The sequence below is a fragment of the Rufibacter sp. JT20002 genome, assembly GCF_056491185.1.
On sequence record NZ_JBSZJY010000001.1, the window covers coordinates 31,821 to 45,630 of the forward strand.

At 45.1% G+C, this 13,810-nt stretch carries 11 protein-coding genes; 3 read left to right on the forward strand and 8 right to left on the reverse strand.

The genetic code is table 11. From position 1 onward, the window contains the following. Positions 1–3: 3 nt before the first annotated feature. The 8 genes from ACW9SV_RS00145 to ACW9SV_RS00180 are packed head-to-tail and all read right to left on the reverse strand — an operon-like array spanning position 4 to position 11,185. Positions 4–1,836 carry a cytochrome c oxidase subunit I gene (locus ACW9SV_RS00145; protein ID WP_479554704.1) on the reverse strand — a complete coding sequence of 611 codons (1,833 nt, stop codon included), beginning with the start codon at positions 1,834–1,836 and terminating at the stop codon, positions 4–6. Between the two features lie 25 nt (positions 1,837–1,861). Further along, on the reverse strand, positions 1,862–2,923 hold the full coding sequence (locus ACW9SV_RS00150; RefSeq protein ID WP_479554705.1) for a cytochrome c oxidase subunit II: 1,062 nt from the start codon (positions 2,921–2,923) through the stop codon (positions 1,862–1,864). Between the two features lie 24 nt (positions 2,924–2,947). Then, complete coding sequence (locus tag ACW9SV_RS00155) at positions 2,948–4,225, reverse strand: quinol:cytochrome C oxidoreductase (RefSeq protein WP_479554706.1); 1,278 nt, start codon at positions 4,223–4,225, stop codon at positions 2,948–2,950. Between the two features lie 21 nt (positions 4,226–4,246). Continuing rightward, positions 4,247–4,957 carry a c-type cytochrome gene (locus ACW9SV_RS00160; RefSeq protein WP_479554707.1) on the reverse strand — a complete coding sequence of 237 codons (711 nt, stop codon included), beginning with the start codon at positions 4,955–4,957 and terminating at the stop codon, positions 4,247–4,249. Further along, entirely contained in the window at positions 4,957–5,481 is a 525-nt protein-coding gene (locus tag ACW9SV_RS00165; RefSeq protein WP_479554708.1) for a DUF3341 domain-containing protein, read from the reverse strand. The genes ACW9SV_RS00160 and ACW9SV_RS00165 overlap by 1 nt, the downstream gene beginning before the upstream one ends. Then, on the reverse strand, positions 5,474–6,895 hold the full coding sequence (gene nrfD, locus ACW9SV_RS00170) for an NrfD/PsrC family molybdoenzyme membrane anchor subunit (RefSeq protein ID WP_479554709.1): 1,422 nt from the start codon (positions 6,893–6,895) through the stop codon (positions 5,474–5,476). Before nrfD ends, ACW9SV_RS00165 begins: the two co-directional genes overlap by 8 nt. Before the next feature lie 18 nt (positions 6,896–6,913). Next, positions 6,914–9,925, reverse strand: coding sequence for a TAT-variant-translocated molybdopterin oxidoreductase (locus ACW9SV_RS00175; RefSeq protein WP_479554710.1), 3,012 nt, complete (start codon positions 9,923–9,925; stop codon positions 6,914–6,916). Between the two features lie 36 nt (positions 9,926–9,961). Further along, positions 9,962–11,185, reverse strand: coding sequence for a c-type cytochrome (locus ACW9SV_RS00180; protein ID WP_479554711.1), 1,224 nt, complete (start codon positions 11,183–11,185; stop codon positions 9,962–9,964). A gap of 1,349 nt (positions 11,186–12,534) precedes the next feature. Between ACW9SV_RS00180 and rpsF the strand changes: the two genes are divergently transcribed. The 3 genes from rpsF to rplI are packed head-to-tail and all read left to right on the forward strand — an operon-like array spanning position 12,535 to position 13,612. Next, positions 12,535–12,906, forward strand: coding sequence for a 30S ribosomal protein S6 (gene rpsF / locus ACW9SV_RS00185; RefSeq protein WP_210463978.1), 372 nt, complete (start codon positions 12,535–12,537; stop codon positions 12,904–12,906). Then, positions 12,903–13,154, forward strand: a complete 252-nt coding sequence (gene rpsR, locus ACW9SV_RS00190) for a 30S ribosomal protein S18 (RefSeq protein WP_048921044.1) — start codon at positions 12,903–12,905, stop codon at positions 13,152–13,154. The genes rpsF and rpsR overlap by 4 nt, the downstream gene beginning before the upstream one ends. Before the next feature lie 14 nt (positions 13,155–13,168). Further along, positions 13,169–13,612, forward strand: a complete 444-nt coding sequence (rplI, locus tag ACW9SV_RS00195) for a 50S ribosomal protein L9 (RefSeq protein WP_479554712.1) — start codon at positions 13,169–13,171, stop codon at positions 13,610–13,612. The last annotated feature ends 198 nt before the right edge of the window (positions 13,613–13,810 follow it).

Consider the following 13,810-nt stretch of genomic DNA (forward strand, 5'->3'; position numbering starts at 1 on the left):
TCTTTATTCGGTAATGTCTCTCTCGTGGGGCAGGTTAGAAGACTGCGTCTGAGAGTAAGGCACGTTCTGAGGAATGAAGTCCTGAGGCGCACCTGGTTTGCTATAGTCGTAAGGCCATCTGTAAACTACCGGAAGTGGGCCTGGCCAGTTACCGTGACCTGGGTTCACCGGAGTTGTCCATTCCAGCGTGTTTGATTTCCAAGGGTTCTCGGTAGCTCTTCTTCCTCTGAAAATGCTGTAGAAGAAGTTAAACAAGAAGATGAACTGCGCAAAGAAAGCAAAGATTGCCGCAATGGTGATGAAGGTGTTCATGTCCATGAACTTGTTGAACGTATCGAAACCAGTCCAGGTGTAGTATCTTCTAGGGAAACCCGCGATACCGATGTAGTGCATTGGCATGAAGATCAGGTACACACACACGAAGGTAAGCCAGAAGTGTACATAACCTAGTTTCTCATCAATCATGCGACCAAACATCTTAGGGAACCAATGGTAAACACCGGCATACATTCCAAAGAACGCGGCACTACCCATTACTAAGTGGAAGTGAGCCACCACAAAGTAGGTATCGTGTAACTGAATATCTAGTGCTGAGTTACCAAGGATGATACCAGTCAAACCTCCAGAGATGAAAAGAGAAACGAAGGCAACTGAAAACAGCATCGCTGGAGTAAAGTTGATGTTACCTCTCCACAAAGTAGCCAACCAGTTGAACACTTTTACCGCTGAAGGTACCGCAATGATCAAGGTCAGGAACATGAAGACAGACCCCAGGAATGGGTTCATACCAGAAACGAACATGTGGTGCGCCCATACAATGAAAGAAAGTAAGGCAATACCCAACATAGAACCAATCATAGCACGGTAACCGAAGATTGGCTTGCGTGAATTGGTAGTGATAATTTCTGAAACAATACCAAAAGTAGGCAGGATCACAATGTACACCTCAGGGTGACCTAAGAACCAGAACAAGTGCTGGAACAATACCGGGCTACCTCCAGTGTGTGTTAACGCCTCACCAGCCACATAGATATCAGACAAAAAGAAGCTTGTTCCGAAAGAACGGTCAAAAATCAGCAATAAGGCCGCTGAGAACAGAACCGGGAAGGCCAATAGACCTAATACCGCAGTTAAAAAGAACGCCCAAATGGTCAGTGGCAATCTGGTCATGGAAAGACCACGAGTACGCATGTTGATTACGGTAGTGATATAGTTCACACCACCAAGCAACTGAGATACGATGAATAGAGCCATACTCACCAACCACATGGTCATACCAGCACCTGAACCAGAAATAGCTTGTGGTAAAGCACTAAGCGGAGGATAAACCGTCCAACCACCTGCGGCAGGTCCAGTCTCCAGGAAGATAGAGTAAAACATGATCACACTGGCCAAGAAGAAGAACCAGAAGGATAACATGTTCATGAAACCAGAAGCCATATCACGGGCCCCGATTTGCAGTGGAATCAAGAAGTTACTGAAAGTACCAGAAAGACCAGCTGTCAATACAAAGAACACCATGATGGTCCCGTGCATGGTCACCAAAGCCAGGTAGAACTCAGGGTTTAGTTTACCACCATCAACCCATTTGCCTAAAAGAGGCTCCAGGAAAGTAAAGGTAGCTTCTGGGAAACCCAGCTGCATCCGGAATAAGCTGGAGAAGGTACCTCCGATAATAGCCCAGAAAATACCCGCGAAGAGGAACTGCTTCGCAATTACTTTATGGTCTTGGCTAAAGATGTACTTCTCAATAAAGCCTTGGTCATGATGATCATCATGATGATCGTCGTGCTCTAGATGAACATCTTTATGTAATGAAATATCCGTAGTAGACATACAGTACTTTTAAAAGATTAAACTATTAGTTAGATGCAGTAGCAGCGGCTCCTGCGGCGTCAGCAGAAGAATTCACCGCTACTGCGCCTGTACTGTCAGCCGGAGCTGCCTGTAACTGCGAAACAAAGGTTTTCTTCTGTTGGGTTGCAACCCATTTCTGATATTCTTCGGGCTCATCTACAATCATGGTCATCTTCATTGCAAAGTGACCGCGTCCGCATACTTCTGTACAGGCTAACTCATACTGGAAATTAGCGTTTCCAGTTTCTGACTGCATTTCAGAGGTGGTTTTTGTAGGGATAAACCAAAATGAGGTAGGCATTCCGGGTACTGCATCCATCTTCACCCGGAAGTGAGGAAGGAATACGCTGTGGATTACGTCTCTTGATCTGATTTTAAGAAGAACAGGAGTACCCACTGGAACGTGGAAAGCACTAGTCTCACCGGCGAAATCATCCTGGGCATTCTTGTCATTCAAATCGATACCAAACTCGTTTGTGGCATCAATCAAAGTGTGCTTAACGTGGCCAAGCTTGTTATCAGCACCTGGGTAACGGATCAACCAGTTAAACTGCTTACCCATTACTTCAACCACTACCGCATTATCAGGAGCAGGGCTGGTGATCTTAGCCCAGGTTTTCCATCCTGAGAATACGAGCAAGGCCATTACTACAGCTGGAATCACGGTCCAGATAATCTCAATTTTGTTGTTATGGGGATAGTAGTAAGCCCGCTTTCCCTCCTGATGCTGGAACTTATAAGAATAGAAGAACAACAAGATGTGGGTAAGGACAAACACAAATCCAATGATGGCCATAGTAAGCCAGAACATGCTGTCAATGGCAATTCCGTGCTCAGAAGCAAGCGGAAGGGTCATCTCTTCTTTCGCATCAGCAAAAGACCAGAAGAACAGGGCTCCCCCACCAAAAAGGAACGCCAGGAAAAGAGCGGCATTTACTTTGTTGCTCTTACCAATGTCACGTCTGTAGCTACCTTTGAAAATAGAAGCCAATACCTGGATTCTGAACAAAAGGTAAAGGACGACCAGTAAAAGGAGGATTGATAGTGCTACTGCAATTGTAATCATTATCCGTTTCTTTAAATATTAGTCTTAAACGTGGTGGTGAATGCTTTCTTCCAGGAACGGGTGGTTCACTGGTACCAGAGAAGCCTTGCTAAGTTCTTTGGTGAATCTCAGCAAGAAGATTCCTAAGAAAGTTAATACGGTACCAATCTCAATCAGCCCAAAGCCACTCTCTTCGCGCATGGTACCTGGCATGATCATCATGTAGAAGTCAAACCAGTGACCAATAAGGATTGCAATACAAACTATCTTCAACATAATCATTTGGCGCTTCGCATCTCTTGTCATTAGAACAAGGAAAGGGAAAGCAAAGTTTATGAAAAGGTTAAAGAAGAAGATCCAAGTAAAGTGGTTGTTGTTTCCTCCAAGACGCTCCTGGAAATAGATAACCTCTTCCGGGATGTTGGCATACCAGTACAGCATGAACTGAGAGAACCAGATGTAAGTCCAGAAGATACTGAAACCGAAAATGAATTTACCTAAGTCATGTAAGTGGTTGGAAGTAACCATCTTCATGTAGCCCATCTGCTTCAGGAAGATGATGGTTAAGGTGATGGCCGCTAAACCAGATACCCACCAGCTGGCAAATACATACCAACCAAACATGGTGCTGAACCAGTGTGTGTCAATAGAAAGAACCCAATCCCAAGCTGACATAGAGGAAGTTACCCCGAATACAACCAGGAAAGTAGCTCCTAAACGGATGCTCTTGTTGTAGTGATCAAGGCCACCGTTCAAATCCTCTGCCATTGACTCTCTTCTTAACCATTTGAAGAACATGAACCAAAGGGCAAAGTAGGCCACCATTCTGATGGTGTAGAAAGGAACATTCAAATATCCGCTTTTACCTACAATGATTGGGTCATAGTTAGGGTTTCCCACTTCATGTACAGAGTGGTCTGTCCAGTGTAGTAAAGTATTGTGGCCGGTGAAGATGATTGGTAATAAGAATACCAATAACATGATTACACCACCTACAAGTAAATAGCTTCCAAGTGCTTCAGGTACCCGCTTAATTACTACGGACCATCCAGCGTAAGCTACATATTGAATTGCAACGAATAAGATACCAACAACGGCAATACCTGTAAAGTACACGTTGTTCATCCAAAGGTTAGCCAATAAGCGTTGTACCCAGCCAGCTGCATGGTGACCTGATGCTGCCTCTTGTGCTTCTCCATGTCCGCCACTGTAATTTGCAGCGATGATAAGGCCAGCTACCAAAAGTACCAAGCCAATAGCTATCATGTAGAAGAACCGTTTAGTGGCGCTTGCAGGGATAGTTAGTCTTTCTTCAGTTATCATTTCTAAAATACCTTTTATAGGTTAGTTACGTGTATCCTTGGTAGGATCCGCCGCAGTACCTGTTACTGGGTTTGTATTCTCGGTCGTACTTGCTCCACCAGGGGCATCAGTAGATTGTGAGCCGGTGTCACTCACATCTGCTCCGCTGGCATCAGTAATGCCTTTCTGCAGTTGCGTAACATACATGGCTATTTTCCAACGCTCCTCAGGGTTCACCTGGGTTCCGTGTGGCATCATACGTCCACGTCCGTTTACGATTACGTGGTAGATGTGTCCTACCGGTAAAGTGGCGTAACGGCCTTGCGTATAATTAGGAACCCCTTTGAATTTAACCCCTACTGCCCCATCTCCTAAACCTGTTTCTCCGTGGCATGGAGAGCAAAAGCGCAGGTAAAGCACTTTGCCTTCTTCCAGGTTCATGGTGGTTCTGGCAAGCGGGTTTACTAATTCACGACCGGCTACTTCAGCACTGTCTTTAGAAATATGGCTGTAAAACCCTAATTTACCTCTGGCAATCGTGTTTTCAGCAGGAACACGCATATTCAAACCACCTGGGTTGATAGCGTTTTTGTTGTCTGCCAATTGCTTTAAGGGCTCATACGCTACTGGATAATACATATCCGGGGCGTACTCAACATTTGGTCTCTGATCATCTCCACCACAAGAAGCAAGCAGAGCAGAAGAGAAAAGAATCAAGGAGGCTTTTGCCCCTGTTCTAAAGAAATTGTTCATTATTTAACTACCTCCTTCTCGTTAACTTCTATGGCCCCGTTTGAACGGAGAAGATCATTCAGTTTATTGATATCCGTTCCTTCTTTCAGTTCAATCGCCATCACGTACTTGTCGTCTGTTGATCGAACATCCATTACCGGAACTTTCAAGGTTGGCCGTAGGCCACTTATCACAAAGAACGTGATTACCATCCCGAAGGCCGCACAAAGTACCGTTAACTCAAAGGTTACCGGAATAAAGCTTGGCAAAGCAATGTGTGGTTTACCACCAATAATCATTGGCCAGTCAAAACCCAACATGTAAATTTGCATCCAAAGCGCGAAGGAAGTTCCGCAAAGGCCGCAAAAGAATGCCACAATTGGTAATCTGGAACGCTGGATTCCTAACACGTCATCGATTCCGTGTATTGGATAAGGTGAGAATACATCGTAGATCTTAGTGCCTGCCGCCCGTGTCTGTTCAATGGCGTTCAGCAGCACATCCTCGTCGTTGAATACACCGAGTATATATTTCTTACTAGTCATGTTTGTGAGAGTTGTTAGGTGCTGTGCCATGCAATGATGCGCCTGGGTTGTGAGTATGGCTTACTCCACTAGACGATTTCAAAATTGATTTTACCTCGGCCATGTTCACCACAGGGAAGAACTTAGCGAAAAGCAGGAACAGGGTGAAGAACAAGCCCATGGTTCCTACATAAACTCCTACGTCAATGCTAGTTGGAGAGAACATTACCCAGCTGGATGGCAAGAAGTCCCGGTGCAGAGAGGTTACAATGATCACAAAACGCTCAAACCACATCCCGATGTTTACGAAGATGGAGATGATGAACGTAGCGGTTAAACTTCTGCGGATAGATCTGAACCAGAAAAGCTGCGGCGTGATTACGTTACACGTCATCATTGACCAGTAAGCCCACCAGTAAGGACCAGTTGCGCGGTTAATGAAAGCGTACTGCTCATATTCAACCCCAGAGTACCAAGCAATAAAGAACTCAGTGATATAGGCCACCCCTACGATAGAACCAGTTAAGGTAATTACCTTGTTCATGGACTCTACGTGCTCCAGGGTGATATAATCCTCTAATTTGAACGTCTTACGAGTAATGATCATCAAGGTCAATACCATCGCGAAACCAGAGAAAATCGCACCTGCTACGAAGTAGGGAGGGAAGATAGTGGTGTGCCATCCTGGAATAACTGAAGTTGCAAAGTCCATGGATACGATGGTGTGTACCGAAAGTACCAGTGGTGTTGCCAAACCAGCCAGAATTAAAGAAACAGTCTCATAACGTGACCAGTGCTTGGCAGAACCTGTCCAGTTCATACTAAGGATTGCATAAGCTCTGCGGGCAATTGGTCCAGTGGCTCTGTCACGGATAGTGGCAAAGTCAGGAATAAGGCCAATGTACCAGAAAACTAGTGACACCGAGAAGTAAGTACTGATCGCGAACACGTCCCAAAGAAGTGGGGAGTTGAAGTTCACCCAAAGGGAACCAAACGTGTTTGGAAGAGGCAATACCCAATAAGCTAACCAAGGACGGCCCATGTGTAATACCGGGAACATGGCCGCGCAGATTACCGCAAAGATGGTCATCGCCTCTGCGGCGCGGTTGATAGAAGTTCTCCACTTCTGACGGAACAACAACAAGATCGCAGAGATAAGCGTACCGGCGTGACCAATACCTACCCACCATACGAAGTTGGTGATGTCCCATGCCCAACCTACTGTTTTATTAAGTCCCCACTCCCCTATACCGAACCATAAGGTCCGGTATACTGAGTAGATAAAGATGCCGAGGAAAACCAGAGAAACTCCCAGAGCAATCATCCAACGCATGTTCGGCTTGGCTTCCACCTGCCGGCATACATCTTCCGTGATGTCTGCATAAGTTTTACCCCCAGTTACTAAGGGCTCTCTTATCGGAGATACGTGCTGCATATATCTATTTGAGTTAAATTAAGCTTGGTTTCTGATTTTGGTTAAGTAAGTCACGTTTGGCTGAGTGTTCAACTCTTCCAACACGTGGAAAGCACGCTCGCCTTTCTCACGGTTCAGGATTTGTGAAACCTGGCTGTTAGGATCAAGCATGTCACCAAAGATGATCGCATTGGTAGGGCAAGCCTGAGCACAAGCAGTAACGATTTCTCCGTCAACCGGACGGCGGCTTTCTTTCTTAGCCTCCAATTTACCGTATTGAATACGCTGCACGCAGAAAGAGCATTTCTCCATAACACCGCGTGAACGTACGGTCACATCTGGGTTCAACACCATCTTACCAAGATCGTTGTTCATCTGGTAATCGAATTTTTCATTGTTGGCATAGTTGAACCAGTTGAAGCGACGCACTTTATACGGGCAGTTGTTTGCGCAGTAGCGAGTACCCACACAACGGTTGTACACCATTTGGTTGATACCTTCTGTGCTGTGCATGGTAGCAGCTACTGGACAAACTGTCTCGCATGGCGCGTGGTTACAATGCTGGCAAAGCATTGGCTGGAAGATAACGGAAGGATTCTCGGAAGGATTCTCCATTTTCTCAAAGCCACCATCTTCACGGGTTGCATCGCTGCTGTAGTAACGGTCTATACGCAACCAGTGCATTTCGCGACGGTTTAGTACTTCTTGTTTCCCTACTACAGGTACGTTATTTTCTACCTGGCAGCTGATTGTACAAGTACCGCAACCAATACATGAGTTCAGGTCAATGACCATACCCCAATGGTGGTTCTTGTACTCGTAATCTTGCCAAAGCGAAATCTTCTGTGGCTTCTGAGGTCCGTCTGGCGTAGCAATACGAATGTACTCCGTTACGCTTTTCGGATCTTTTTTGTAGTTAGCCAGTGTGTTCTCTTGCACTACAATACGTCCCATTACGGTATGGTGCGTTTGAGTTTGTGCAATTGGCTTATCAGCTCCTACTTTTTCAATAGTAACTGTATTGACAAATTGTAAGCTATCACCAGCTACAGTTGCCAACGGATACACATTGGCACCTACGTTATTAGCAGCCTGACCTGCATGGGTACGGCCATAACCAATAGCAATTGCAATGGTATCTGCTGCTTGGCCTGGTTGAATAAGGGCCGGCAACTCAATGGATTTACCTTTAGCCGTTACTCTCACCACGTCATTTTGCTCAATCTCTAATCTGGTAGCAGTAGCAGGAGAAATGGCAGCGTAGTTGTCCCAAGTGGCTTTGGTAGTTGGGTCAGACATCTCCTGTAACCATGGGTTGTTAGAATGCTGTCCAGCTCCGATAGCTACTTTCTCGTAGATCTCTAGCTCAAGGTTGTTTCCGCTAGCGGCACGTCCACCTCTGTTGATGCTTACCGCAGCTGCAGCCAAGGTCATTGGTGCGGCAGGGGCAGTTGGCTCATTGGCTCCTGTTGTACCAGTAGCTACCCCATCGTGGGCAACTTTATCCCAAGCAGCTCCTCCTCCTACAATACCTGACCAGGTGCGCTGGATGACGGTGTAGAAATCAGAAGTAGAACCAGTCCATTTTAATAATGAATCCTGGGCCTGTCTGGTATTGAAAATGGTAGAAATGGTAGGCTGTGCTAAGCTTAAGAAACCTCTCTTAGGCTCGTAGTCATTCCATGACTCTAAGAAGTGGTTATCTGGGCACACATAATCTACCAGGCTTGCGGTCTCATCAATTCTGTCAGCGAAAGAGATTTTTACGCCAACTTTCTTCAGACCATTTACTACCTGCTGGCTAAGCGGATGATCATATACCGGGTTTGCTCCGTAGAAAATCACGGCTCCAACTGCTCCGTTATTCATGTCGCTGATAAGGCGCAGCATGCGAGCATCATCACCTTGACGCACATAGGAGGGAACAGCCGTGTTGATGGTTGTTCCATTTGCACCAAGGGCACCGTTGATAGCTGTTACCAAGGTTTGAACCGCAGGATCGTTGGAGTCAGAAACTACCAATGCTCCTCCACGGTTAGCTAACAACTCTTTTGCGGCAGCGTCAACTTGCTTAGCTACTCTGGTTGAAGGAGCCTGGATGGCTGCACCACCAGTACCGCCAGCAATTCTGTTGTACAAGGCAGCAACAACTGCACCGTACTCAGAAGGTTTCACAGGTACACGCACATCGGCGTTGGCACCTGTCATAGTCAGGAAGTTCTCAAACTGGAAGTGACGAGACATCACTGGTCTGTCTGCCGTTACTTTCCGGTTTACAATGTATTGTCTTGAGTATTCAACTGGAGACAACCAAGTTCCCAGGAAGTCGGCACCAATAGACACAATCACTCTGGCTTTGCTGAAATCATACCCTGGTACCAAGCCACCATTTGCTCTCAACAACGCCGATGCTGAGTTAGCATCATACGTCACGTGCTCAAAGGCAGGGAACTGGGCACCAAAGTCACGGATAACCGCCTTGGTGCTTGGGCTGATGATAGTATTGGATACCAGAACCACTCTTCCTTGAACACCAGTTAAACGGGTCCGAATTTCCTGGTCAACTGCTTGCCAAGAAGTTTCCTTGCCTTTGGCAACTGGTCCTTTTAAGCGGTTGTTATCATACAGGGTCAACAAAGATGCCTGTGAACGAGCATGGGTTCCGCCACCAGTGATAGGAGAAAGAGTGTTTCCCTCTATCTTAATAGGACGGCCCTCACGAGTTTTCACCAACACCGGGTTGTAGATATCACCCATGAAATAAGTAGAGGCATACCAGTTAGGAATACCTGGCTCTACTTCTTCTGGTTTGTTCAGGTATGGGATTGCTTTCCGTACTGGCGCCTCGCAAGAAGCTAGGGTTGCAGCTGCCACCCCAAAGCCTAATAACTTTAAGAAATCACGTCTGGGAGCTACTTGGGAAGAAGTATCTCCACCGTTAGTCTCACTTACTGGCAGGAACTCAGGAAACTCATTATGAGCATTCTGCTGGAATTCCGGAGTATTGTTTAACTCCTCTACCCCTCTCCAGTATTTAATTGTTTCTTGCATATATCTCAAAAACTCAAATTCAGGATATGGAATTGATTAGTAGTGGCACTTAGAACACTCAGTACCACCTTGTGATGAAACCACAAATGCGCCTTTTGATTGTTTCTCATGCAACTTCACCAAGTTGTCATAATAGGCGTTACCTTCTGTATTAAGAGGGGTATTTCTGTGGCAATCAATACACCAGCCCATGGTCAATGGGGCGTATTGCGCTACTACTTCCATTGTCTCAATAGGACCATGGCAATCCTGGCAATCTACGCCACCCACTTTCGTGTGCTGAGAGTGGTTGAAGTAAGCCAAGTCAGGCAGGTTGTGCACCCGGATCCATTCAATAGGCTTATTGTTCTCAATGGCGCGGTAGATCTTCTGGATTTCAGGAGACTCCTTCTTAATCTGGCTATGGCAGTTCATACAGATGTTAGCCGAAGGAATGTTGGCGCTTGAACTCTTATAAACAGAGGTGTGGCAATAGTTACAGTTAATCTGGTGATCACCAGCGTGCAGCTTGTGGGAGAAAGCTATAGGCTGTCTTGGGGCATATCCCTGGTGGATACCAATACCCATTACCTTATCAATAGAGATATCTACCAATACCACCACGAAGATCAACCCTACTACAATTCTAACCGCCTTAGACTTATAGATATTGGCAAAGTTGGTTCTGCGCTCCAGCATCTCCTGCTCAGCACCAGTCAGGTCACCTTTGCTTTTCAGGTAGTTTTTAAGAACAGAGGCGATAATCAGTAATGTAACCACTAACACGATTAACACTACCACCAACACAATTAGAAGAAGGTCAACTGTTCCACCAACGTTACCGATGGCGTTTTCACCAACCTTTTCACCTGGCTCAGCTCCTTCAGGCCCTTCAGACGGCGCCGCCGATGTAGCCGGGGCTGCGCTTTCGCTTTTTATATAGGCGATGATGGAAGTAAGCTCCTCTTCTGAGAAGTCAAAAGAAGGCATTTGCTGCTTGGCGTACTCATTGAAAACAGCTACCGCATCTTTGTCTCCGCTTTGGATAAGAGCGCTTGAGTTCTTGATCCATTTCAGCAACCAGGCTTCTGATCTTCTTTTGTGCACATCACGCAAGCCAGGCCCTACCACAACATCTGTACCTACAGAGTGACACTGGGTACAGTTATTTTTGAAAAGGGTCATCCCGTTTTCAACTTGGGCTGCGTCAGCACCGCCTCCTGCACCAGCCGCCGGAGCTTCAGCGCCCGGAGTTACGCCAGCTTTCCCTTCTACCCCCATTTGTTCCGGTGCCTGTGCAAAGGCAGAGGAGAAAACAAAGAAGATAAAGAGAAAAGGGAGTAGGAAAGTATATTTTGCTCTCTTTTTACAGCTAATCATAGCTTAATTGTAGTGTTAAAGAATAGTGAAAGTACATTACGGGCACAAATCTACTACCCGAACACCATTAATCAAACACAATATTCCTTATTTTTAGGGTATTCAAACCACCTAGAAAAGAGCTGGTTTCCTCCCCTAAACCCTTTAAAACAGCTTGTTTAGGCATTATTTAGAACTTTTATAAATTAACTTGTGAGTAATCTGGTTGTGCCAGAACCATTGCAACTTTCTCTTGTACCGCTTCCTTGATTTCAGCTTCTTAAAACCCTTCCTTATTGTTTTTATCCAATAAATGAGTAAATACGATTAAAATGTAGTAATACCATACTCCAATAAGTGTATAAACCTCAACAGGAGAATAATACCATCTAAAACTATCCACCATTAAACAAAACACCCCTTTTTAGACAAAGGCTTCCTTTAGCTACCGGAAGGCTGACTATGAAATCTTCTACTTGATAATTCATCCTGCTACTTTGTATAGTCCCATATAAGCCCTTGAAAGCTTATTTTCAACCTTTCTACTAGGCTCTTAATGCCCTTAGGATGGCCTAAGCACAATAGCTATAAAGCGGACCTGGTATAACAGAGACCTATTTTGTTTAATGCTTCCTTAAAGACCAATTCAACTTAAATTCTCATGTGGTTAGCTAAAGCCTAACACCCTGGCTAAATTCATTAGAACATCATTTGATTTATTCAACAAACACCTCTATATTGTCAACTAACTACCTATTCTATTGTGTTCCCGGTTTACTTGCGTCTTTACGGTGTATTATCAAACACTGAATTGAACTTTTGCTCGGATCAGGACTACTTGTAACTACAGCCTGCAACAAGGTCTGTATACTATATATAATAGAGTAGAAACTGTCACTCTTATAGACACTCCTTAACCTAGCGGAAGAATCTTCACCCAGGAAATAGTTGAACCCATCCCCCCATCTTCCTTGAAAAAATTTCAAATATTTTTTTTGGGCAGCAGTTTTTTTTTCTTCAACCCTCCTTTCCTTCATGAGGTTTCTTGCTTTCTGATCCTTAAGTAAAGAAAGACTCCCTTGCCTTTCCAGAGCATCTCCAGCTTTGAAGTGGCTAACACCATACTTGTTTTGGGGCTACTTTCTTTTACAGGACAGCAAAGCACCCAAGTCTTGTTATGCCTCATGCTTTGCACTTTATCTTTCACCATTATTGTTTTCTGTCAGAATTTCTCCTACCTTTGCCCCTTCGAACCAAAATCATTTTTTCAAATGACTTTAAAAAATTACGAAGTACTCTACATCATGACCCCGTTGTTGAACGAGGTTCAGATGCAAGAGACGGTCGAGAAGTTCAGACAGGTGCTTAAGGAAAATGGCGCCGACATTATTCATGAGGAGAATTGGGGCCTAAAAAAACTGGCGTACCCAATCCAGAAGAAAAACACTGGTTTCTATCACCTCGTGGAATTCCAAGGTCCAGCAACAATTGTTGATCAATTAGAACTGGCTTTCCGTCGCGATGAGAAAATCATCCGCTTCTTGACCACTGCCCTGGATAAGCACGCTGTTGCTTACAACGAGCGCCGCAGAAACGGTGAATTCAAATCATCTAAAAAAGAGAAGGAGGCCCAAGCGTCATGAGTTTAGTTAACGAAAAAATCCACAAGCAAGACACGCGCAAGAAATACTGCCGTTTCAAGAAGAACGGGATCCAGTACATCGACTATAAAGATGGTAACTTCTTATTGAAGTTCGTAAACGAACAAGGTAAACTGTTACCTCGTCGTTTAACTGGAACCAGCTTAAAATTCCAGCGCCGTGTATCTCAGGCTGTTGCCAGAGCACGCCACTTGGCTATTTTGCCTTACGTAACAGATTCTTTAAAATAAGGAGGTAAAAAAAGATGGAAGTTATTCTTAAAGATGACGTGAAAGGCGTTGGCTATAAAAACGATATCGTTGTTGTTAAGCCAGGTTACGGCCGTAATTATTTAATCCCACAAGGTTTGGCTGAAATGGCTACTCCTTCTGCCCGCAAAGTGGTGGCTGAGAACACTCGCCAGGCTGCGCACAAAGCAGAGAAAATCCAGAAAGATGCGCAAGACTTAGCCAACCGTATCGGTGATACTTTGTTGGAAATCCCTGCTAAAGCGGGTGAGACTGGCAAAATCTTTGGTGCGGTAACTACGTTGCAAGTTTCTGAGGCTCTGAAAGCTTTGGGTTACGATGTAGACCGTAAGCGTGTTGATTTTGACCAAGAGGTTAAATCTTTAGGCGAGTACACCGCTACCTTGAACCTGCACAAAGAAGTGAAGCACCAAATCCGCTTCAACGTAGTAGCCGCTTAATTTAGCTGCTTTTCATAAATTACTGACATCCTGCCGCACTCCGGCAGGATGTTTTGTTTTTAGGGCATTCCTGTTGGCTTAGAAGACCTTTGCCAAGGGTAATGTAGCTTCGCGGTTTAGAGCTTGTTCTAAGAAAAGGTGCAGCAAACCGCCAAAACCCTGGTTCCTATCAACCTATCCTTTTGATAATTGTCTTAC

What these genes read in the sequence shown, in the direction of transcription:
- ACW9SV_RS00145 (WP_479554704.1), bottom strand. Translation starts at nt 1,836, where the DNA reads ATGTCTACTACGGATATTTCATTACATAAAGATGTTCATCTAGAGCAC.
- ACW9SV_RS00150 (WP_479554705.1), bottom strand. Translation starts at nt 2,923, where the DNA reads ATGATTACAATTGCAGTAGCACTATCAATCCTCCTTTTACTGGTCGTC.
- ACW9SV_RS00155 (WP_479554706.1), bottom strand. Translation starts at nt 4,225, where the DNA reads ATGATAACTGAAGAAAGACTAACTATCCCTGCAAGCGCCACTAAACGG.
- ACW9SV_RS00160 (WP_479554707.1), bottom strand. Translation starts at nt 4,957, where the DNA reads ATGAACAATTTCTTTAGAACAGGGGCAAAAGCCTCCTTGATTCTTTTC.
- ACW9SV_RS00165 (WP_479554708.1), bottom strand. Translation starts at nt 5,481, where the DNA reads ATGACTAGTAAGAAATATATACTCGGTGTATTCAACGACGAGGATGTG.
- nrfD (WP_479554709.1), bottom strand. Translation starts at nt 6,895, where the DNA reads ATGCAGCACGTATCTCCGATAAGAGAGCCCTTAGTAACTGGGGGTAAA.
- ACW9SV_RS00175 (WP_479554710.1), bottom strand. Translation starts at nt 9,925, where the DNA reads ATGCAAGAAACAATTAAATACTGGAGAGGGGTAGAGGAGTTAAACAAT.
- ACW9SV_RS00180 (WP_479554711.1), bottom strand. Translation starts at nt 11,185, where the DNA reads ATGGGGGTAGAAGGGAAAGCTGGCGTAACTCCGGGCGCTGAAGCTCCG.
- rpsF (WP_210463978.1), top strand. Translation starts at nt 12,535, where the DNA reads ATGACTTTAAAAAATTACGAAGTACTCTACATCATGACCCCGTTGTTG.
- rpsR (WP_048921044.1), top strand. Translation starts at nt 12,903, where the DNA reads ATGAGTTTAGTTAACGAAAAAATCCACAAGCAAGACACGCGCAAGAAA.
- rplI (WP_479554712.1), top strand. Translation starts at nt 13,169, where the DNA reads ATGGAAGTTATTCTTAAAGATGACGTGAAAGGCGTTGGCTATAAAAAC.